Raw genomic sequence first — 22436 nt, 5'->3', positions numbered from 1 at the left:
CGCAGGCTCAGCCCCCGCCAGCCCAGCCCCCAGCGGTTCAGGCGCATCCCGCACCGGCGCGGGCCCACCCGCCGCCGGCTCAGGCGCAGCTCTCGCCGGATCCGCGTCGTCGGCCGGGGTGCCGGCGTACTCGTCGACGTGCAGCTCGGTGTCGCCGTCGGCCGGGCCGGTCCAGCGCACGGTCAGCTCCTCCAGCGCTTGCTCCTGCACGAACGACACCAGGCCCTCCCGGTACAGCTCCAGCAGCGCGAGGAACCGGGCCACCACCTCCAGGGTGGCTTCGCAGTCGGCGCAGAGCAGCGAGAACGTGGCAGTGCCGGCCCGACGCAACCGGGCGGTGAGGATGGCCGCGTGTTCTCGGACACTGACCCGGACCATGTGCACGTGAGCGATGGAAACCTCGGGCACCGGCTTCGGGGTCATCGCCTTCACGGCCAGCTTCAGCAGCCGCTGGGGGCCGATGCCGAGCACCAGGTCGGGCAGCGCCTCGGCGTAGCGGGGTTCCAGGCTGACCGCGCGCGGGTAGCGGCGACCACCGACGGCCTCCAGCTCGGCGATGTGCGCCGCCGCCTCCTTGTACGCCTTGTACTGCAACAGTCGGGCGAAGAGCAGGTCGCGGGCCTCCAGCAGGGCGAGGTCGGCCTCGTCCTCGACCTCGGCGGCGGGCAGCAACCGGGCCGCCTTCAGGTCGAGCAGGGTCGCGGCGATGAGCAGGAACTCGCTGGCCTCGTCCAGGTCCCAGTTGTCGCCCATCGCCCTGATGTAGGCGATGAACTCGTCGGTGACCGTGTGCAGGGCAACTTCGGTGACGTCGAGTTTGTGCTTGCCGATCAGTTGCAGCAGCAGGTCGAACGGGCCGGTGAAGTTGGCCAACCGGACCGTGAACCCGGTGGCGGCGGGATCGGCGCGCTGCGCATCGTCGACCACGGCCGCGGCGGCGGTCTCGGGTGGGTCGAGGGGTGGCGCGGTCACCGGACGACCGTAGTCCACAAGGCGGGCACCGGGCGTTCCGGCTACCGCTCCGACTGGGCGGCGATCACCTCGCGGGCCAGCTGACGGTAGTTACGTGCCCCGGAGGATGCTGGGTCCATCGTCGTGATGGGGGCACCGGCCACCGTGGACTCGGGGAACTTCACCGTCTTGGTGATGACCGTCTGGTAGACCTTGTCGCCGAACGCTTCCACCACCCGCTGGAGGACCTGGCGGCAGTGTGTGGTGCGGCTGTCGTACATGGTGGCGAGGATGCCCTCGAGCTCCAGGTCGAAGTTGAGCCGCTCACGCACCTTGTCGATGGTGTCCAGCAGCAGTGCCACACCGCGCAGGCTGAAGAACTCGCACTCGAGCGGGATGAGCACACCGTGCGCGACGGTCAGCGCGTTGATCGCCAGCAGGCCGAGCGACGGCTGGCAGTCGATCAGGATGTAGTCGTACTCCTTGCGGACCGTGCGCAGGACCCGGGCCAGGGCCATCTCCCGGGCGACCTCGTTGACCAGTTGGATCTCGGCGGCGGAGAGGTCGATGTTGGCCGGCAGCAGGTGCAGGCCCGCCACGTCCGTCTTGATGAGGACGTCCTCGGCGGTCACGTCGTCCTGCATGAGCAGGTTGTAGACGGACAGGTCGAGGTTGTGCGGGTTGACGCCCAGGCCCACCGAGAGAGCGCCCTGCGGGTCGAAGTCGACCAGCAGCACCTTGCGGCCGTATTCAGCGAGGGCCGCGCCGAGGTTGATGGTGGTGGTCGTCTTGCCGACGCCACCCTTCTGGTTGGCCATCGCGATGATGCGCGCCGGGCCGTGCCGGTCCGTGGGCATCGGCTCGGGGATGGGCTTGCGCATCGTGTAGGCAGCCGGGTCCGCAGGACCCAGGTCCGCACCGAGCGTGGCCTGCTGCTCGCGGAGCTCCGACGTCCAGGTCTCGGCACGGTCACCGTTGCCAGCCATGTGCTCGTTGCCCCCTCCCGACGACCCACCCGGCGTCGGAGCCGTCCGACGTCCTTCGCGGCGCCGCTGCGCACCCCGGCCGTGTCGCTCCAGGAGGTCCGCGCCGATGCCGACTGTACGCCACCGACCAGCAGGGGGTTCGGCACCGGCCCGGCGTGTCGGCGCCGACCGCGACCGGTTCAGCCCTGGGCGCGCGGGTGGGCGGTGGCGTACACCTCGCGCAACCGCTCCACGGTGACCAACGTGTAGACCTGGGTGGTGGTCACCGAGGCGTGGCCGAGCAGTTCCTGGACCACCCGCACGTCGGCGCCGCCGTCGAGCAGGTGGGTGGCGTACGAGTGGCGCAGGGTGTGCGGGGAGACGGCGGCGGGGCCGTCGACGGGCAGCCCGGCCCGGTCGGCGGCGCGGCGCAGGATGCCCCAGGCGCCCTGGCGGGACAGCGCGCCGCCGCGGGCGTTGAGGAACACCGCCGGGGTGCCCCGGCCGCCGGCGGCCAGGCCGGGGCGGGCCCGGACCAGGTAGGCGCGGACCGCGTCGACGGCGTACCCACCGATGGGCACCAGCCGCACCCGACCGCCCTTGCCGCGCAGCAGCACCGTGCCGTCGTCGGTGTCGAGGTCGTCCACGGCGGCGCCGACCGCTTCGGAGATGCGCGCGCCGGTGCCGTACAGGAACTCCAACAGTGCCCGGTCGCGCAGCGCCAGGGGCGCGTCGTCGCCGGTCGCGGTGATCGGGCCGGCGGTCTCCAGCAGCCGGACCACGTCGTCGACGGGCAGCGCCCGGGGCAGTCGTCGGGGCGGGGTCGGCGGGCGCACGTCGCGGCTCGGGTCGGCGCCGGCGAGGCCCTCGCGCAGCGCGAAGCGGTGCAGGCCGCGTACCGCGCTGGCCGCGCGGGCGGCGGAGGAGACCGCCAGCGGCGGGTGTGCGTCGTCGCCGGCGCGCAGCCGCGCCAGGTGCGACTCGACGACGGCGGCGCCGACCGACGCGAGGTCGGCGACGCCGGCATCGACCAGGGTGGCGAGGTAGCGGTCCAGATCCCGACGGTACGAGGCGAGCGTGTTCGCGGAGAGGCCACGTTCGACGGTCAGGTGGTCGAGGTAGCCGCGCACGGCACGGCGCAGCGCCGGCGCGGGCGGTTCGCCCACGCCGGCGGGGTCCGTGCCGCTGGTCAGCCCGCCACCGTTCAGGAAAGCGCGTCGGCCAGCGGGAGCACGTCCATGCCGTGCGCCTCGGCGACCGGGCCGTAGGTGACCTGGCCGGCGTGGGTGTTGAGGCCCAGGGCCAGCGCCGCGTCGTTGCGCAGCGCCTCGCGCCAGCCCTGGTTGGCCAGCTCCAGGGCGTACGGCAGGGTGACGTTGGTCAGCGCGTACGTGCTGGTGTTCGGCACCGCGCCGGGCATGTTCGCGACGCAGTAGAAGATCGACTCGTGCACCTTGTAGACCGGGTCGGCGTGCGTGGTGGGGCGCGAGTCCTCGAAGCAGCCGCCCTGGTCGATGGCGATGTCGACGAGCACGCTGCCCGGCTTCATCCGGGAGACCAGCTCGTTGGAGATCAACGTCGGGGCCTTCGCGCCGGGCACCAGCACCGCGCCGATGACCAGGTCGGCGTCGAGCACGGCCCGCTCGACCTCGTACGCGTTGGAGGCGACGGTCTGCAGGTGGCCCCGGTAGATCGCGTCGGCCTGCCGCAGCCGGGCGACGTTCTTGTCCAGCAGCAGCACCTCGGACTGCAGGCCCAGCGCGATCGCGGCGGCGTTCATGCCGGAGACGCCGGCGCCGATGACCACGGTCTTGGCCGCGTAGACGCCCGAGACACCGCCGGGCAGCACACCGCGCCCACCGCCGGTACGCATCATGTAGAAGGCGCCCACCTGCGGAGCGAGCCGGCCGGCCACCTCGGACATCGGGGCGAGCAGCGGCAGCGACCGGTCGGGCAGCTCGACGGTCTCGTACGCGATGCCGGTGACCTTGCGGTCGATCAGCGCGTCGGTGCACTCCTTGGAGGCGGCCAGGTGCAGGTAGGTGAAGAGCACCTGCCCCTCGCGCATCCGGTGGTACTCCTCGGCGATCGGCTCCTTGACCTTGAGCACCAGCTCGGCGGTCTCCCACACCTCGTCGGCGGTGGCGAGGATCTTCGCGCCGGCGGCGGCGAACTCCTCGTCGGTGATGCTGGAGCCAACCCCGGCGCCGGACTCGACGAAGACCTGGTGGCCGCTGCGGGTGAATTCGTTGACGCCCGCTGGCGTGATCGCCACGCGGTACTCGTGGTTCTTGACCTCGCGTGGGATTCCGACCTTCACGATGCAGACACCTCTCTTCGGGGCTGCTCTCCCCCGATTGCTCGGTGCCGCGACGGCCCCTTTGCCACCGCGGTACACCTCTCCCGCGGCGGCAGTCTAGGCCCGCCCAGCGCCGCCGCGAGCCAGCACAGTGGCATCCGGTGCGCGGCAGTCCTGACGAAGTGTCAGGGCACACCCGGATGCACGGTCGAGCGTCACCTCAGCCGACAGGACAGTGTTTCACCATTATCGTCCCATCTGCCGGGTGGCGGTGCGGACAGCCGACGAGTGGATCACTAATGTGTCCGCCCATGACCACTCCTCCTTATCAGCCCGGCTACCCCCAGCCGGGGTACCCCCAGGGCGTGTCCGACAAGAGCAAGATCGTCGCGGGCGTCCTCGGCATCCTGCTCGGCTTCTTCGGCGCGGGCCGGTTCTACATGGGTGACATCAAGACCGGCGTGCTGCAGCTCGTCGTGAGCGTGGTGACCTGCGGTTTCGGCAGCCTCTGGGGCCTCATCGACGGCATCCTCATCCTGGTCAACGGCGGCACGGACGCGCAGGGTCGTCCGCTGCGCGACTGACACCCCAGACGGTGAGAAGGGGCCCCGCGGCTGACCGCGGGGCCCCTTCGGCGCGTACTCCCGCCGGCTGGACCGGCGGCGACACTCAGCGCGGCAGCGGCGCTTGCGCCCGGCGCAGAGACGTGAAGCCGGCGTCCCGGGCGCGGGCCGCGGCCAGCAGCCCGGCCACCGCGGCGGCGTTGGTGATCTCACCGGCCAGGACCATGGCGACCGCCTCGTCCAGGTCGATCCGGACGACCTGGAGGTCGGCCTCCTCGTCGTGACGCTCGTGCCGCTCGTCGACCGGCACGTCGGCGAGGTCCCGGGCCAGGAACACCCGGACGATCTCGTTGGTGAACCCCGGCGAGCTGTGCAGGTCGACCAGCACGTCGACCTGCCCGGCGGTGAGGTCGGCCTCCTCGGCCAGCTCCCGCAGCGCCGCCGCCGGCAACTCCTCACCGGAGACGTCCATCAGACCGGCCGGCAGCTCCCACAGGTGCCGCCCGACCGGGTGCCGGTACTGCCGGATCAGCACCACCTGACCGGCGTCGTCGAGCGCCACCACGGCCACCGCCCCGACGTGCCGGACGAGGTCCCGCAACGCGGTCCCACCGCCCGGCATGGTCACCTCCTCGGTGACCACGTCGAAGATCCGCCCCTGGTACCGCTCCTGCCGGGAACGCACCTCGTAGCGGTGCTCGCTCACGAGGTGGACGCCGCTTTCGTCGCGGCGCCGTTGCGGGCCGCCTTGCGCGTCGTCGGGGCCTCCGCCGCCGCGTCCAGGTCGACCGGCAGCTGGTCGGCCTGCGAGTACGCCACCGCGGCCTTGACGAACGAGGCGAACAGCGGGTGCGGGCGGGTCGGGCGGCTCTTCAACTCGGGGTGCGCCTGGGTGGCCACGAAGAACGGGTGCAGGCTGCGGTCCAGTTCGATGAACTCGACCAGCCGGCCGTCCGGCGACGTGCCGGAGATGTGCAGGCCCGCCTTGGTCAGCGCGTCCCGGTAGGCGTTGTTCACCTCGTAGCGGTGCCGGTGCCGCTCGCTGATCTCGGTGCTGCCGTACGCCTCGGCGACGATCGAGCCCTCGGTCAGCGTCGCCGGGTACGCGCCCAGCCGCATGGTGCCGCCCAGGTCGCCCCGGCCGGCGACGATGTCCTCCTGGTCGGCCATCGTGGCGATGACCGGGTGGGCCGCCTGCTCGTCGAACTCCAACGAGTTGGCGCCGTCCAGGCCGGCCAGGTGCCGGGCCACCTCGATGGTCATGCACTGCAGGCCGAGGCAGAGGCCCAGCAGCGGGATGCCGGCCTCGCGGGCGTACCGGGCGGTGCCGATCTTGCCCTCGATGCCGCGTACGCCGAAGCCGCCGGGGATCACGATGCCGTCCACGCCGGCCAGGGCCGCCGCCGCGCCCGCCGGGGTGACGCACTCGTCGCTGGGCACCCACTTGATCTGCACCCGCGACCGGTTACCGAACCCGGCCGCCCGGATCGCCTCGCTCACCGACAGGTACGCGTCGGGCAGATCGACGTACTTGCCGACCACCGCGACGGTGACCGTGTGCCGGGGGCGGTGCACCCGCTCCAACAGGTCGTCCCAGCTGGCCCAGTCCACATCGCGGAAGGAGAGCCCGAGCCGGCGCACCACGTACGCGTCGAGCCCTTCCCGGTGCAGCACCTTCGGAATGTCGTAGATGCTCGGGGCGTCCGGGGCGGCGACGACCGCCTCGGCGTCCACGTCGCAGTAGAGCGACAGCTTCTCCTTGAGCTTCACCGGGATCTCCCGGTCGCAGCGGAGCACGATCGCGTCCGGTTGGATACCGATGTTGCGCAGCTGCGCCACCGAGTGCTGGGTCGGCTTGGTCTTCAGCTCACCCGAGGGCGCCAGGTACGGCACCAGCGAGACGTGCAGGTAGAAGCAGTTGTCGCGGCCCAGGTCGTGGCGGACCTGGCGGATCGCCTCCAGGAACGGCAGCGACTCGATGTCGCCGACCGTGCCGCCGACCTCGGTGATCACCACGTCGGGGAGCTGGCCGTCCTCGTCCGGATCACCCATCCCCACGATCCGGGACTTGATCTCGTTGGTGATGTGCGGGATGACCTGGACGGTGTCACCCAGGTATTCCCCCCGCCGCTCCTTGGCGATCACGTCGGAGTAGATCTGGCCGGTGGTGACGTTCGCCTTGCCGGACAGCGCCCGGTCGAGGAAACGCTCGTAGTGCCCGACGTCGAGGTCGGTCTCGGCGCCGTCCTCGGTGACGAAGACCTCACCGTGCTGGAACGGGTTCATCGTCCCCGGGTCGACGTTCAGGTAGGGGTCGAGCTTCTGCATCACCACGCGCAGCCCGCGCGCGGTCAACAGGTTGCCGAGGCTGGAGGCGGTGAGGCCCTTACCCAGCGAGGAGGCGACGCCCCCGGTGACGAAAATGTGCCTGGTCGTCCGTGCTGATGGGGCCAAGGCCTGCTCCCGTGTCGTCTGTCGCGGTCATGCAGACCGCCGTGCTTGATCAGCAAAGTGATCACGCGATCCACGGGATTCGACGGTAACACCTCCCGGGCGGGTACTCGCAGGCCGCACCCCGGCTGCGACACCTCCGGGACATCCGGACGAGGCCCGGCGCTCAGGGCGCGGCAACCTCCGTCGATGACCGGGAGACCTGCCGGGGCGCCACGGGCACCGGTGGGGCGACGTCCGGCGTCGACCCGCCAGCGGTCGGTTCGACCGGGTCGGCGGCGTCCCCGCGGCGGTCCTCCGCAGGGTCCGACACCGGTTCGGTGGCCTTCGCCGACGCGTTCGCGGGCGGGCCGCCGACCGGGCCGGGGTGCACGGTGCCCACTGGCCCACCGCCACCGGTCGGGCCGTCGTCCCCACCGGCGGGGCCCACCCCGCCCGACCCCGACTCGTCGTCGGCGCTGTTGGCCCGGGAGCGGTCCGGTGCCGGGCGGGTTCGGTCCGCGGCGTGCCGGAGCACCCGCAGCGACGCCAGGGCGGCCATCGGCACCACCAGGGCGGCGGCGGCGCCCATCACATCCAGTGCCGCGCCGTCGAGCACACCACCCAGGACCGCGGCGACCACCGTGCCGGCCAGCGCGGCCCGGACCGCCGGGTAGATGCCGAGCAGCCGCATCAGCCCACCCCACGGCTGTAACAGGGCGAACCACACCAGCAATCCACCGGCCAGCGCCAGCACGGTCAGCGGACTGTTGACCAACGTCTCGAAATTTTCCGTGCTGGACCGGTGCACGGCGAACCCACCGGTGCCGTCACCGAGCGCGGAGAGGAACCGGCCCAGGCTGCCCCGCTCCGCCGCGGGACGCCGCAGGTCCACCACGGCGAACCCGATACCGACCGCCAGCGCGGCCATGGTGGCCCAGGCCAACCGGCTGATCGTCAGCCAGCCGCCGGCGCTGATCACGGCGGCGACGCTCACCCCGGCGGTGAGCGCGATCGCGCCGACCGGGTCGGCACCCAGGTACGGGCTGCCGACCACCACCACGGCGAGACCACCGACCGCCACCATCACCGCTGGCCGCCAACCCCGGTGCACCCGCTGGGCGAACCAGCCGCCGGTGACCAACGCGCCGGCGAGGAACACTCCCAACCCCACAGTGCTCAGCCCGGCGTACCGGCCGCCCTGCAACGCCGAGTAGCCGACCACGCTGTTGAGCTGGAGGTGGGCCCCGGTGAGCACGTCCAGCCCGACCACGAGCGTGGTGAGGCCAGCCACCGCGCCGACCGGCCCGAGGGTGCCCGCGTACCCGGGTGCGAACCGCACCGCCGCGGTGCCGGCGGCCACCAGCAGCGCGGTCACCGCGCCGAAGATCCACCCGGGGTGTTCGCCGCGCCACCAGGGCACCGCGTCGGCCAGCAGCGCCGCCGGCACCGTCAACGCCGCGGCGACCAGCAGCAGCTCCACCACCGCCACGATCCGCTTGGAGACGGGCGTCGGGCCGGCCGGGCCGGCGTGCGGACGGGCCCGGCGCAGCAGCGGCAGGATCGCGAGCGCCAGCAGCACCTGCACCGCGGCGAGCAGCGCGAAGAACACACCGGAGACAGCCCGCTGGGCGGCCGCCTCCCGGTCGGCGTTAGCCGGCGCGTTGATCGCCTCGGCCAGGTCGGCCGGACGGCCCTCGATGCTGACCGCCGGACGGCCGAGGAAGAGCCGCTCCGGCATGGGCCGACCCAACGCGGCGAGGGCGGTCGGCGCGAGGTCGACAAGTTGCAGGTACCCGTCGCGTCCGGTGCTGGCCGAGGTGAGCCACCCCCGCTCCCAGCCCGGCCCGTCGGCGACCGCCACGTGCAGCCGCGACGGCTGGTCGGTGTCGGAGATCCCCGCGACCAGCACCAACGACCGCGGGGGTCGCGCCGCCAGCACCCGGGCCAGCTCGGCGTCGGCCGCGCGGGCCTGCTCGGCGCGGGTCGCCGGATCGGCGCCCTCGACCGTGCCGAGGTCGACGATGCTCAACACACACGAGCCGAGCAGCGGCCGCGGGTCGGCCGGCAGCTCCGGGGCGTACCGGTCGACGCGGCCGAACGGTCGGGCGGCGGCCACGGCCGCTCCCGGGCCCACGGCGACGGAGCACCGCACCGACTCCGACAACGAGCCGGGCAGCGCGCCCCAGCGCAACCGCTGCTGGTTGTACTGGACCACGCTCTCCTGGTCGGGCAGGTTCGCGCCGATCCCGTCCGGTTGTTCCACGGTCACCGCCGCCGCCGGGCAACCATCGACCGCCCGGCTGCCGTTCCACGCGGCGAAGCTGCCCGCGCCCACCGTCAACCAGCCGTCCACCGGGCAGGTGGGCTGGTGCGCGGAGCGCACCGACAGGGAGCCGATCGACCCGTCCTGGGCCATCCGCCACAGCGTCGGGGTGTGCTGCGGATCCACGTCCTCCCAGCGCAGCCCGGCGACCCCGGCGAGCACCACGAAGTCGGCGGTGCGCTGCGGGGTGCCCCGGGGTGGGCGGGCGGCGAGCGCGGTGACGCCCAACGCCACCACGAGCAGTGTCAACAGGGCGGGAGCGATTCGGCGCAGCATCACCGGTGTCCCGTTCTCGGGGCGTCGGAGTCCGGGGCGGCCGTCGGACCGCCGGGATCCCCGGCCAGCTCGGCGTAGAGGGCGACGAGCGTGGCGACGGTGTCCGCCTCGGTCGGCCACGTCGCCGCCCGTTCGACACCACGCCGGCCCAACTCCGCCCGCGCCGCCGGGTCGTCCAGCAACGCGCGTACGGCCGCGTCGAGGGCGTCCACGTCACCGGCGGGGACCAACGTGGCGGCGTCGCCGACCAGATCCGGAAGCCCACCGACCGCGGTGGCCACCAGCGGAACACCGGCGCGCAGCGCCTCCTGGGCGAAGAGCTGCCGCGCCTCCCAGTCGCTGGTCACCACCGCCAGGTCCGCGCCGGCCAGCAGGTCGGCCACGTCGGTACGGTGCCCCAGCAGGGTCACCGGCGCGCGGGCGGCGGAGGTCCGTGCGGCGAGCGGCAGATAGGCCGGCCCGCTGCCCGCGATCACCACGACCGGCGGCGGGGTACGGGTACGCCAGCGGGCCGCCGCGTCGATCAGCACGTCGTAACGCTTCTGCGGGTGCAGCCGACCCACCGAGACGATCAGCGGCTGGTCCGCGCGGACGCCGAACTCGGCGCGTACCGCCGTCGGGCGTCGGCGCGGCGCGGGCAACGTCGGCGCGGCGACCGGGGCGAGCCGGGCGTCGGCGGCGCCCACCTCGGCGGCCCGTCGCACCAGGTCCATGGAGGCGCCGAGCGCCACCCGCACACCCCGGGCCACCACCCGTTCGACGAGCCGGGACACCCCGCCCCGCAGGCCCCCCGCGAGCACCGCGTTGTGCCAGGTGACGATCAGCGGGGCGGTCGGACGGGCCAGCACGGCGACCAACCCGGCCCGCAGGCCGTGCGCGTGCACCACGTCGACGCTGGCGGCGGTGAGCACCCGACGCAGGGCGAGCACGGCGCGGGCGTCGGCCGGAGTCGGGCTGGCCGGGATCTCCACCGGCTCGAAACGCGCACCGACACCGGTGAAGTCGAACTGCTCCTGAGTCGCCGCGGGCCCACAGACCAGGACGGTGGCGCCACCCGCGACGAGGCCACGGGCCACCGAGCGGACGTGCTGGCCGACGCCGCCGGTGCTGGACGCGAGCACCAACGCGACAGTGCCCGACCAGCCGGCAGGCAGAGCTGGCTCAGTCATCGCGTCGCCGTCTCCTTCCCGTCGCCCCGCTCCGCGGAGCCCGCGCCCGGTGTCGGCGCACCGCCGGACGGCCCCCGCCGGCCCAGACGCCGCAGCACCCCGGCGAGCAGTGGCTGTACGTCCCGCCGGTCGACGAACCAGACCACGGCGAGGAACACAACCCCAACCAGAACCCCGGACAGCATGCCCTGACCGAACGCCGCCGCCATCGTCGGGGTGCCGTCGTCCGGCGTGGCGAGCCAACGGGTGAGGCCCCAGCCGGCGAGCCCGGCGAGCACACCGGCGAGGCCACCGGCCGCCCCGGCCCGCGCCGCACCCGTCAGCGCGGAACGGCCGGCGCTGCGCAGCACCGCCAGGAGCAGCAACGCGCCGAGCACCAGCATCCCCACCGAGTTCGCGGACGTCACCGCGAGCACCCGGTCCCGCAGCGGCAACAGCGCGCCGAGCAGCAGGACGACGGCCGGCACCACCAGGAAGCCGACCCCGGTGGCGAGCGTGGCCGCCCGGGTCTCACCTCTGGCATAGAGCGCCCGGGTGAGCACCGCGAAGAGGCCATAGCCGACCAGCCCGGGCGCGTACCCGATGATCGCGGCGGCGGCGGTCGACGCGGCCTCCGGCGGGAAGAAGAAATGCCCGACCGGCCCGGCGGTCCCGATCAACGCGGCCGTGCCGAGGCAACTGAACAGGAGCACGCCGCGAACGGCCGGTGCCAGGGTGGCCCGGTAGGTGTGCTCGTCCCCGGCGGCCCGCGCCGCCGCCAGGGTCGGGTAGGCCGCGATGGCCAGCGGCACCGCCAGCACCGCCCACGGCAACAGGTAGACGGTCTGCGCCAGGTTGTAGACGGTGGGGTTGGTCGCCGCACCGTACGTGACCTGGTTCAGGCTGACGATCAGGGCGATCTGCTGCGTGGTGACGGTAACCGCGCCGGCCACCGCCAACCCGCCGACCCGGGCCCGCGCGTCAGCGGTGAACCCGAATCCAGGTCGCAGTCCGAGGTGCAACCGGCGGACCGGAATCAGCAACGACAACGACAGCACCACCACGCCGAGGGTGGTCCCGGCAGAGAGCAGCAACTCGCCGCCGCGGCTCACCCCGCCGACGGTGGCGTAGCGTCCCTGGGTCGCGCCGAACACGAGGTAGACGACGATGACGGTGAGGCTGGACAACAACGGGGCGAGCACCGGCCAGGCGAAGCGGCGGTGTGCCTGGAGCACCCCGGTGAGCACGATGCCGACTCCGTACAACGGCAGTTGCGGCGCAAAGACCCGCAACATCCGCACGCCGCTCTGCTGCTGCGCGGGGGTCAACCCGTCGCCGAGCAGCCCGATCACCGGCCCAGCGGCGAACACCACGACCAGCGCGAGCGGGACCAGCAAGGCCAGCGTCCAGGTCAGCAGCGCGCCGGTGGTCCGGGCGACGGCTGTCCGGTCGCCGGCCGCCACCGCCCCGGCCAGCAGCGGCACGACCAGGCTGGCCAACGCCCCACCCGCGACGATCTCAAAGATGAAGTTCGGCACCGCGTTGGCCACCACGTAGGCGCCACCGAGGTCGGTGTGGCCCAGGCCCACGGTGAACACGGCGGTGCGGCCGAAGCCGGCGAGTCGGCTGGCCACGGTGAGGACGGCGATGAGCGCGGCTGCTCCGGCCAGCCGGCCGGCGCCGGCGAGGGGTGCCGGTCTGTTCACGTCAGTCGGCGCGCCGGCCCAGTGCGTCGAGTTCGCGTAGCCCCGGGGTCCGCTGGATCACCGCCGTGAAACTGACCTTCTCGCTGGCGGCGGTGAGCCCGGCGAGGACGGCGAGCAGACCGGCCCGGCCGACTGGGCCGGTGCGGGCGGCGAGCGCGACGCCGAGCAGCGCCCCGAGCGCGTTCGCGCCACTGTCGCCGAGCATCACGTCCTCGGCCAGGTCGTCGCGGAGCAGGCCGGCGGCGGCGCCGGCCGCACCCGCGGCGATCCCGCCCTGCGGGCCGCCGGTCAGTGGCGCGGCGAGCAGCAGCCCGGACTTGATCGCCCGGCCCGGTCGCAGGTCGAGCAGGTTCAGCAGGTTGGCCGTGCCGGCGATCACGCCGGCGCCGAGCAGCACGTCGACACCCCGACCGAACGCCCGCTGCCGCTGCCGGCGCGGATGCGCGGCGACCCGGGGGTCGGCGGTGAGCAGCGCGGCGGCGCCCAGCCCGGCGGCACCCACCCCGACGACCTTGACCAGGCCGGCGGTGATCCGTCCCTCGCGCAGCGCGGCGAGGTGCCCGGCGAAGCCCTTGGCGGCCTTCTGTTCCGGCCGCGCGCCGACCACGTCGTCGTACAGCCCGACGCCGCCCGCGCCGAGCCCGGCGACCAGGGCGGCCCCACCGGCGGCACCGCCGGTGGCGCCGAACGCGCCAGCGGCGGCCGCGCCGGCGGCGAGCGCCGGCCCGGCGGCCAGGCTCACCCTGCGGCCCCGGAAGTTGGTGCGCTCCAACGCGGGCCCGGCCGGCGAGGTACGTGCCTCACGCAGCGCGTACCGGGCTGCCGCGGCACCCGCGCCGGCGATCAGCAGCCGGCCCAGCGCGCTCACGCCGCCACCTCGCTGGCTCGGTCACGCGCCACCTGGTGGGATCCGGACACGGGGGTACGTCGTTCGCTCACTGGGGCAGTCTAGGCAGCAGCGACGGGGCGTTGTCGCCGACGCCGTACTGTCCAGCCTTCTTCTCGGTGAGTTGCTCCACCAAGGCGAGGGTGGTGACCACCTGCCCCTGCACGGTGTTGGCGTTGTCGACCGTGGAGATGGTCTGGGTGAGCACCGGGTCGCCGCGCACCACGCCGACCAGGTTGCCCCCGACGGAACCGTTGCCGGCCACCACGATCGACCCGGTGCGGTCGAACTGCTCAGCGATCTTGACGACCGACTCGTCCCGCTTGTCGGAGTCCTTGTCGACGTACGGTTGGCCGCTGACCACGACGACGGCCTCCGCCGAGGCGGTGACCTTGTTGCTGTCGGTCGTGAGGTAGCCGGCGTTGTTGTAGGCGGCGAGCACCGCCCGCCGGTCGGCGTCGCTGACCGGCGCGATGCCCTGGGGCCGGTCCAGCAGGACGCTGGCCAGCAGCGCGCTGGAGGTCTCCACGCCGTGTCCGTTGCCCGGCAGGCCAGTGGTCTGCGCGGTCGGGCGGGCCGCGGTGACGGCCAACTCCAGCAGGTTGGAGTTGTTGTCCGGGTTGATGAACTTGTCCTGCAGGTCGACCTGACCGGTGATGGTGGCGCCGGCCTGCTGGAGCTTCTTGAGCACGCCCTCGGTGTGGTCGCGGCCGTTGGGCAGGCTGAGCACCGCGACCCGATGCCCGGTGAGGGTGCCGGGCAGGACGACCTGGGAGATCTCCTCGGCGAACTCCTCTTCCAGCGCGAGTTGCTTCTCCATGTTGCTGACCGTCTGGCGCCAGTGCTGGTTGTCCTTGCGCAGCCCGGTGACCTGCCCCTCGAGCGAGTCGGCGAGCGGGCCGTTGAGGGCGGCTGTGCCGACCACCAGGCCGATCGCCAGAGCCAGGAAGACCGCGGTGAGGGACACCACGTGGTAGCGGAAGTTGATCACGCTTGCAGCCTCTTGATCGGTCGGGAACTAGAAAAGCCGGTACAGCTGGAACACGAAATTGTCCCACCACTCGGCGACCACGCCCAGGTACGCCTTCCCGACGGTCGACACGGCCACCGCGGACGCCATCGCCGCGATCGCCGACAGCACCAGCAGCAGCAGCGACGAGCCGGAGATGCTCTGCCGGTAGAGCCGGCTCACCCCCTTGGCGTCGACCAGCTTGCCGCCGACCTTCAGCCGGGTCAGGAACGTCGAGGCCATCCCGCCACGACCCTTGTCCAGGAACTCGACCAGGGTCGCGTGGGTGCCGACAGCCACCAGTAGCGAGGCACCCTTCTCGTCGGCGAGCAGCATGGCCAGATCCTCGCTGGTCGCCGCGGCCGGGAAGGTGATCGCCGGCACACCGAGGCCGTTGACCCGGGGCAGGCCGGGCGCCCGGCCGTCCGGGTACGCGTGCACGATCACCTCGGCGCCGCAGCGCAGCACGTCGTCGGTGACCGAATCCATGTCGCCGATGATCATGTCGGGGGTGTAGCCCGCCTCGACCAGGGCGTCCGCGCCGCCGTCGACGCCGATGAGCACCGGCTTGAACTCCCGAATGTACGGGCGCAGCACATCCAGGTCGGCCTTGTAGTCGTAGCCGCGCACCACGATCAGGCAGTGCCGACCCTGGATCTGGGTCTCGATGTCCGGCACCCCGACGCCGTCGAGCAGCAGGTCGCGTTCCTGGCGCAGGTAGTCCATCGTGTTGGCGGCGAACGCCTCCAACTGCACCGACAGACCCTCCCGGGCGTCCGCCATCGCCTTGCCGACCGACTCGGCGTCCTGCAGGCTGCCGTGGGCCACCGGCTCGTCACCGGCGAAGACCGTGTTGCCCTCGATGCGCACCTGGTCGCCCTCGCGGATCCGCTCGAAGACGCCCTCCCCCAGGTCGTCGAGGAGCGGAATGCCGGCGGCGATCAACACCTCCGGGCCGAGGTTCGGGTAACGACCGGAGACCGAGGGCTTGGCGTTGAGCACCGCCGCGACCCCGACGGCGACCAGCGAGTCGGCCGCCACCCGGTCCAGGTCGACGTGGTCGATGACCGCGATGTCACCGGGGCGCAGCCGACCGACCAGGCGTTTCGTCCGGCGATCAAGGCGCGCGGTGCCGAGGACTCTGCCCGGTTCGGAGTTCCGGTTCCGGCGCAACGTGGGTAGACGCATCGTGACCATCCTGGCATGTGAGGCAGGCTTTTCTGTCGCGACATGCCTGAGCAGGGCCGCCTACCCAGGGAAGCACACACCGGCACAAGCCGGTGTGCTTGCGCTCACAATACGCGGCGTCACAACCGCCTTTCCTTGGCGGCCACGGCCAACAGCTCCTCGGCGTGGGCGATACCCAGATCTGAATCGGGCAAACCCGCCAACATGCGCGCCAACTCCCGGGCCCGCTCGGTGTCCTCCACCACCCGCACACCGCTGGTCGTCACCGCACCACCGGTGTCCTTCGCCACCACCAGGTGCCGGTCGGCGAACGCAGCCACCTGCGGCAGGTGCGTGACCACCAGCACCTGGTGGCTGCGGGCCAACCGGGCCAACCGGCGGCCGATCTCCACCGCCGCCTGACCGCCGACCCCCGCGTCGACCTCGTCGAAGACCAAGGTGGGCGGGCCGCCCGAGCCGGCGAACACGACCTCGATGGCGAGCATCACCCGGGACAGCTCACCGCCGGAGGCGCCGCGCTGCAACGGCAGCGACGGCGCGCCCGGGTGGGCCAGCAACCGCAGCTCCACCTCGTCACCGCCGTCCGGGGCGACACCCACCTCGACGCCGTTGACCGCCAGCGTCGGCTCGGCGCGCCCGGCCGGACGCGGCAGCACCGCCACCTCGATCCGCGCGTGCGGCATGGCCAGCCCGGCAAGCTCGACGGTGACCTGGTCGGCGAAGCGGATCGCCGCCTCCTGCCGGGAGGTGGAAACCCGGCCGGCGAGGTCGGCCACCTCGACGGCGAGCCGCTGACCCTCCCGCGCCAACTCGTCCAGCACGTCGTCGGACAGGTCCAGATCGGACAGTCGGGTGCGCGCCCGATCGGCCCAGGCGATCACCCCGTCGACGTCGTCGGCGTACTTGCGGGTCAACGCGCGCAGCGCCGCCCGCCGCTCGTAGACGTGCTGCAACCGGGCCGGGTCCGCGTCCAACGTCGCCAGGTACGCCGACAGCTCCGCGGACACGTCGGTGACCAGCGTCGCCGCCTCCTCCAGGCGGGCCGCCAGCTCACCGAGCGCCGGATCGGTGCCGGACTGCGCCTCCAGGGTCCGCCGGGCGGTGCCGAGCAGCGCCGCAGCGTCCGGGGTCTCGTCGGCGGCCTCCGCGCCACCGGCCACGCACTGCTGGGCGATCTGCGCCGCCGTCCGCAGGCCCTCGGCGTGTTCCAGCCGCTGCGCCTCGGTCTTCAGCTCGTCGTCCTCACCGGGCTGCGGATCGACCCGGGTGATCTCGTCGAGGCCCAACCGCAACAGGTCGGCCTCCTGGTTGCGCTCCCGGGCGTTGCGCCGCCGGTCGGCCAGGTCGTCGACCACCCGACGCCACCCCGTGTACGCCTCGCGCAGCGCGTCGAGCAGCTTCTCGTGCGCGGGGCCGGCGAACCGGTCCAGTGCGGCCCGCTGCTCGGCCGGGCGCAGCAGCCGCAGCTGGTCGGACTGCCCGTGCACGGCGACCGCCTGCTCGCCGACCTCACCGAGCATCGACACCGGCATGCTCCGGCCGCCGACGTGGGCCCGCGAGCGCCCCTCCACCGTCACCGTCCGGCTCAGCAGCACCGAGCCGTCCTCGTCGGGCTCACCACCGGCCTCGGTGATCCGCGCGTGCACGGCGTCGGCGACCCGCCCGTGCAGCCGCAGACGCCCCTCCACCACCGCCCGGCCGGGTTGGGCGCGGACCCGCCCGGCGTCGGCCCGGCCGCCGAAGAGCAGGCCGAGGCCGGTGACCACCATCGTCTTGCCCGCACCGGTCTCGCCGGTGATGACGTTCATGCCGCCGGTCAACGGCAGCGTGGTGTCCTCGATGACGCCCAGTCCGGTGATGCGCAGCTCTTCCAGCACAGCCACCGACAGTAGACGCGAGGCCCGACAATTGACCAGCCGACGGGCCCGGGTACGGCCCGTACCCGGCCGACGTACAGTTCTGCCCCGTGTTGGACGTCATCGGCCTGACCTCGGCTGAGGAGGAGCTCTACCGCTGCCTGCTCCAGCTCACCACGGCCCGCATCGACGAGTTGGTTCATCGCCTGCACCGGCCCCGGGAGCAGGTCGTCGCCCAGGTCGAGGCGCTGCGCGCCAAGGGTCTCGTGCAGCCCACCGACAACGACCCGGACGCCCCGCTGCGCCCGACCGCCCCGGACGTCGCCCTCGGCGGGACGCTGCTGCGCCGCCAGGAGGACCTGGAGACGGCCCGCCGGCTGGTCACCCAGTTGGCCGAGGAGTACCGCTCCGGACTGCGCCGGCACCACGTCGAGCACCTCGTGGAGGTGATCACCGGCGCCCGGGTCCTTCGGGACCGCCTGCGCGACCTGCAGAACTCGGCGCGCACCGAGGTGCTCTGGTTCTGCCGGGCCAACCCCCTGGCCATGGCCGGCCCGGAGAATGTCGAGGAGTTCGACGCGCTGGCCCGTGGGGTCACCTACCGGGCCATCTACGAGCGTGACCTGCTGCTGGAGCCGGGCGCGTTGGCGGACCTGGCCAAGGGGGTCGCCGCCGGCGAGCAGGCCCGCGTCCTGGACCGGCTGCCGGTCCGACTGGCCATCGTGGACGCCCGAACGGCGATCTGCCCGCTGGTGCCGGACCGCGACGGCGGCGAACCGAGCGCCGCCGTGATCGGACGCAGTCAACTGCTCGACGCGCTGCTCGCCCTCTTCGAAAGTCACTGGCGGGTGGCCACCCGCCTACGGCTCGACGACCCGCTCGCCGTCGCGGCACCGGAGGCTCGTCGGCCGGAGCCCGAGGGTCATCCGGGCGACGGTTACCAGCCCGACGCCGACGAGGCGCGGCTGCTGTCGCTGTTCGTGGCGGGCGTACCGGACAAGTCCATCGCCTCCCAGCTCGGGGTGAGCCGGCGGACCGTGCAACGGCGGATCGCCGACCTGATGGCCGCCGCCGGCGTGGACACCCGGCCCGGGTTGGCGTTCCAGGTCGCCCGCCGCGGCTGGCTCTGACGCGTCCACCCGGTCCGGCCGGACCACGAGGCGACCGGCGGTTGCCGAAAGGGTCCGCCGTCGACCGACGGCGGACCCCACCCGGCCGGGCGGGACGGCCAGGCCGCCCCACCCGGTCCGAATCAGCGCAGCCCGTACGCCTGGAGCACGGTCTGATCGACGGTGTTCCCGGCCCGGTCAGCGGCGTGCACCCGCAGCGACACCGTTCCGCGCCCCGCCGGCACGGTCGCGGTGTACCGGGTGCCCGACCCCTTGGTCGGCGCGTTGCGCCAGGTGACGCCCCCGTCGAAGGAGACCTGCACCCGGACGCTGGTGCTGGTCGGCGCCGGCACCCCGGTCGGCTGCCGCAGGGTCAGCCCCAGCTGGTGCGACCGGTTGCCGCGTACCGTGCCGAGCAGGTCGGCCGGCACCCGGTAGTCCACCTGCAGCAGCGACAACGGCGTGGCGGCGTCGCCCGCCGGTCGGGCCGAGGTGAACTCCCAGGCGGTGTCGGTGCGCGTGCCGTAGCGCCACTCGGCCGAGGATCGCTGGGTGCTCACGTCCAGTCGGTAGCGGGCCGCCCCGGCGGTCGTGGGCACCGGCGCCCAGCCCTCGGAGAGGTCCGCGATCTGCTGGCCGTCGCGGCTGACCCGCGCCGTCACGGTGTCCGACTCCTCGCTGTCACCGGCCACGCTGTAGTGCCCCTCGGAATCCACGAACTCGGGCACCCGCAGGTCCAGGTTGTCCCCGGTGCGGGTGGGCACCGGCGCCCCGCGGGCCGGGACGGCCGGGCGGATCACCGGCGCGTGCCAGGTCTCGGTCACCCGGTCGTCGGCGGCGTAGCGTCGGGGCTGCTCGGTGAGCCCACCGAGCAGACGCCCCCAGGACCAGGTCACCTTGTGCAGGACCTGGTGCTGCCACCAGGAGTCCCCCGAGCTGACGAACTCCTGCCGGGTGGTGCCGGTACGCACCGGCCGCTGGTCGTCGTTCCAGGAGGCCTCCTGCCACGGACGCCAGCCGAACCGCTGCTCAGTGGCCCACTCCGTACCGCCGACGTCACCGTAGCTGGCGGTCACCTCGGCCGTGTTCTTCGCGGTGACCGTGTGCACGATCCGCTCCGGCACCCGGCCCTTCGAGACCTGCCACACGTCGTAGAGGTACGGGCTGTCCACGGTCAGCGTCAGGTCCAACGTCGTCCGGCCCTTCCGGGCCTTCGCGATCAGTTTCTGCCCGTCATCGTGCGCGACCACCAGCGACGGGATCGGCAGCCGGTCCCCGAGAGGCTGCCACACCGTCCATGCGCTGAAGTCCGCCGGCCGGACGATCAGCACGACGGCGGCGCCGGCGGCGGCTGCCGCCGCGATCTGCTCATCCTCGGAGCGGTCCGGGCTGCCGGCGAGCAGCGCGGCGGCACCGCGTACCCGGGTCAGCTCGGCGGGGGTGCCGGTACCGGCAAAGACCAGCGGCAGCTTGCGCCGATCGGAAGGCGCCGGCGAGTAGCCCATCAGGTTGATGTCCAGCGGCCCGGACACCCCGCTGATCTTCGCGTCCACCATCGGAGCGACCAACTGCCAGCGCGACGCGAACTCGAACTCGCCCCGCTTGACCGGGCGTGTCGGCGTGACGTTGACCTGCTGGATGGTGCTGTAGGTCATCACACCGTGGTCCACCTGCCGGCCGTTGCCGAAGACCCGGTGCTCGTAGAAGCTGATCGTCGACCGCTGCTCGGTGGGCTTCGGCGTCTCGATCCGTACCGGGGTGCCCTTGCGCGGGTCGAGCACGACGGTGAGGTCCCTGTCGATCAGCAGCTCCGGGTCGGTGACCAGGGTGATCTGCTCGTCCAACGGGGCACCGTGCTCGATGAGCGCCTCGACCAGGTAGGGGCCCTCCTCGACCTGGAGCTGCACCTCACCGCCGACCCAGCCGAGCCAGTCGGATTCGGGCTGCTCACCGAAGAGGGTGAGCACCGACGCGAGCCCCGGCTGACCCTTCATGTCCAGCGCCTTGACGGTCACGGTGTGCAACGGGCCGCTGAGGGTGAGCGCGACGGCGGTGCGCACCGCGATGCCGTCCGCTCCGGTGGCCACCAGCCACCCGCTGTGCACACCCCGGTCCAGCTTCGCCGGGTCCGCCCGCAGCGGCACGGCGACGCTGCCGCCGGCCGGTACGGTCACCTCGGCGCCGCCGACCGCGACCCCGTCGGTCTCGGCCGTGCCGGCGTCCAGGTTGCGCAGCTCCAGGGCCAACCGCAGGGTCTGCGGTGCCGTGCCGCCGTTGGTGTACGTCACGGTCCGCTCGACCGTCGCGCCACCGGTGCTGAGCCGGCCGAAGTCGGCGGTGGCGGAGGAGTACACCCGCTGGCCGAGCGCGCGGGCCACGTCGACCCGGCCGGCGCCCTGCTCGAAGACGGTCAACGCCGGGTTCGCCTTCGTGGTGCTGACCAGCGCGTCCTTGAGTTTCGCGGCGGCCCAGTCAGGGTGTTCCTGGGCGAGGATCGCCGCCGCTCCGGCCACGTGCGGGGTGGCCATCGAGGTGCCGGACGCGGTCGTGTAGGCGTCGTCCACCGGCGTACCCATGGTGGTGCCGGCGGCGCGGGCGGCGACGATGCCGACGCCCGGCGCGGTGATCTCGGGCTTGAGGCCGTTGTCGCCGAGGCGCGGACCCCGGCTGGAGAACTCCGCCAGGTTGTCGGCGCGGTCCACCGCGCCGACGGTGAGCGCCGCCGCGGCCGCGCCGGGCGCGCCGACGGTACGCGCGGCGCCCGAGTTGCCGGCGGCGACCACGAAGAGCGCGCCGGTCTCGGCGGTCAGGTCGTTCACCGCCTGGCTCATCGGGTCGGTGCCGTCGGTCGGGTCGCCGCCGAGGCTCATGCTGACCACCTTCGCGCCGGAGTGGGCGGCCCACTCCATGCCCGCGATGATGGACGAGCTGTAGCCGGAGCCGGCGTCGTCGAGCACCTTGCCGACGAGCAACCGGGCGCCCGGGGCGACGCCCTTGCGTTTCCCGTCGGACGCCGCCCCGCTGCCCGCGATGGTGGAGGCGACGTGGGTGCCGTGGCCGTGCCCGTCGCGGGCGCTGCCGCTGCCGGAGAAGTCCTGCGCCTCGGCGATCCGACCGACCAGGTCGGGGTGGGTGGCGTCGACACCGGTGTCGAGCACCGCCACCTTCACGCCGGCACCGTCCCGACCGGCGGCCCAGGCGGTCGGGGCACCGATCTGCGGCACGCTGTGCTCCAGCGTCGGGCGGACCTTCCCGTCCAGCCAGATCCGGGCGACACCGGCGCCGAGCCGGGCCGGCGAGCCGGCGCTGACCCGCTGCCCGGCAGCGCCGCGCAGCGACGTCCACAGACCACCGAGGTCACCCTTGCCGACCCGCAGCGCGGCGCCGTTGATGCTCTCCAGGGGACGCGCGTCGGTGGCACCGGTCAGCGGCCTGACCCGTCCGGCGGCCGGCTCCTGATAGCGGACGATCAGCGGCAACGCGGCCTGCGCGGCATCGCCGTATCCGTCGGCCGCCAACTCCTGGACGTCGAACAGGTCGGGGTCGAGCACCCCGGCGGAGAGGTACGGCACGACGTCGCTGGGCAGGACCCGCAACCCGCCGTCGGCCTCGATGGTCTGGAAGGTGATCCGGTTCCGCCCCGGGCCGGGGCGGACGGTGGCGGCGACCCGACCGGGTGCGGCCTGCACCAGGTCGACCTGGTCGCCGGTGATCAGGGTGATGC

Annotated in this window: 16 protein-coding genes; 2 read left to right on the top strand and 14 right to left on the bottom strand. The window is 73.2% G+C overall.

What is annotated here, in order from left to right; genetic code table 11:
* From DLJ59_RS18740 to ald, 4 genes are all read right to left on the bottom strand, one after another.
* The coding region (locus tag DLJ59_RS18740; RefSeq protein WP_425271441.1) for a segregation and condensation protein A at window positions 1-972 on the bottom strand (972 nt) is incomplete at its 3' end.
* 41 nt (window positions 973-1013) lie between these two features.
* A complete protein-coding gene (locus DLJ59_RS18735; RefSeq protein ID WP_030334877.1) occupies window positions 1014-1937 on the bottom strand; it encodes a ParA family protein in 924 nt (307 codons plus the stop codon).
* 179 nt (window positions 1938-2116) lie between these two features.
* On the bottom strand, window positions 2117-3082 hold the full coding sequence (locus DLJ59_RS18730; protein WP_124773937.1) for a site-specific tyrosine recombinase XerD: 966 nt from the start codon (window positions 3080-3082) through the stop codon (window positions 2117-2119).
* A 38-nt stretch (window positions 3083-3120) separates the two neighbouring features.
* Window positions 3121-4236: an alanine dehydrogenase gene (gene ald / locus DLJ59_RS18725; protein WP_124773936.1), complete on the bottom strand. Its 1116-nt coding sequence runs from the start codon at window positions 4234-4236 to the stop codon at window positions 3121-3123.
* 278 nt (window positions 4237-4514) lie between these two features.
* On the opposite strand from ald, the gene DLJ59_RS18720 reads away from it, so the two are divergent.
* A complete protein-coding gene (locus tag DLJ59_RS18720; RefSeq protein ID WP_425271440.1) occupies window positions 4515-4799 on the top strand; it encodes a TM2 domain-containing protein in 285 nt (94 codons plus the stop codon).
* Between the two features lie 85 nt (window positions 4800-4884).
* On the opposite strand, the gene DLJ59_RS18715 is transcribed toward DLJ59_RS18720, so the two are convergent.
* From DLJ59_RS18715 to recN, 9 genes are all read right to left on the bottom strand, one after another.
* On the bottom strand, window positions 4885-5484 hold the full coding sequence (locus tag DLJ59_RS18715) for an NUDIX domain-containing protein (RefSeq protein WP_124773935.1): 600 nt from the start codon (window positions 5482-5484) through the stop codon (window positions 4885-4887).
* Window positions 5481-7232 (bottom strand): CTP synthase, encoded by a 1752-nt coding sequence (locus DLJ59_RS18710; protein WP_124773934.1) that lies wholly within the window; start codon window positions 7230-7232, stop codon window positions 5481-5483. The genes DLJ59_RS18715 and DLJ59_RS18710 overlap by 4 nt, the downstream gene beginning before the upstream one ends.
* Before the next feature lie 163 nt (window positions 7233-7395).
* Window positions 7396-9810: a hypothetical protein gene (locus DLJ59_RS18705; protein WP_244236111.1), complete on the bottom strand. Its 2415-nt coding sequence runs from the start codon at window positions 9808-9810 to the stop codon at window positions 7396-7398.
* Complete coding sequence (locus DLJ59_RS18700; RefSeq protein WP_124773933.1) at window positions 9810-10979, bottom strand: glycosyltransferase family 4 protein; 1170 nt, start codon at window positions 10977-10979, stop codon at window positions 9810-9812. Before DLJ59_RS18700 ends, DLJ59_RS18705 begins: the two co-directional genes overlap by 1 nt.
* The gene (gene murJ / locus DLJ59_RS18695) at window positions 10976-12664 is read right to left on the bottom strand and encodes a murein biosynthesis integral membrane protein MurJ (RefSeq protein ID WP_124773932.1); all 1689 of its coding nucleotides are present in this window, start codon (window positions 12662-12664) and stop codon (window positions 10976-10978) included. The genes DLJ59_RS18700 and murJ overlap by 4 nt, the downstream gene beginning before the upstream one ends.
* A gap of 1 nt (window position 12665) precedes the next feature.
* Window positions 12666-13532 carry a hypothetical protein gene (locus DLJ59_RS18690; protein WP_124773931.1) on the bottom strand — a complete coding sequence of 289 codons (867 nt, stop codon included), beginning with the start codon at window positions 13530-13532 and terminating at the stop codon, window positions 12666-12668.
* Window positions 13533-13599: 67 nt separating this feature from the next.
* Entirely contained in the window at window positions 13600-14541 is a 942-nt protein-coding gene (locus tag DLJ59_RS18685; RefSeq protein ID WP_124773930.1) for a copper transporter, read from the bottom strand.
* A 27-nt stretch (window positions 14542-14568) separates the two neighbouring features.
* A complete protein-coding gene (steA, locus tag DLJ59_RS18680; RefSeq protein ID WP_124773929.1) occupies window positions 14569-15747 on the bottom strand; it encodes a putative cytokinetic ring protein SteA in 1179 nt (392 codons plus the stop codon).
* A gap of 119 nt (window positions 15748-15866) precedes the next feature.
* Window positions 15867-17624, bottom strand: coding sequence for a DNA repair protein RecN (gene recN, locus DLJ59_RS18675; RefSeq protein WP_124773938.1), 1758 nt, complete (start codon window positions 17622-17624; stop codon window positions 15867-15869).
* Window positions 17625-17713: 89 nt separating this feature from the next.
* Between recN and DLJ59_RS18670 the strand changes: the two genes are divergently transcribed.
* Entirely contained in the window at window positions 17714-18733 is a 1020-nt protein-coding gene (locus DLJ59_RS18670) for a helix-turn-helix domain-containing protein (RefSeq protein ID WP_124773928.1), read from the top strand.
* Between the two features lie 122 nt (window positions 18734-18855).
* On the opposite strand, the gene DLJ59_RS18665 is transcribed toward DLJ59_RS18670, so the two are convergent.
* Window positions 18856-22436 (bottom strand): S8 family serine peptidase (locus DLJ59_RS18665; protein ID WP_124773927.1); only part of this gene is annotated, 3581 nt, incomplete at its 5' end.

The organism is Micromonospora inaquosa (assembly GCF_003857055.1).
GTDB lineage: Bacteria > Actinomycetota > Actinomycetes > Mycobacteriales > Micromonosporaceae > Micromonospora > Micromonospora inaquosa.
The sequence above is the reverse complement of the archived record's forward strand: the minus strand, read 5'-3'. Positions and strand labels throughout refer to the sequence as shown.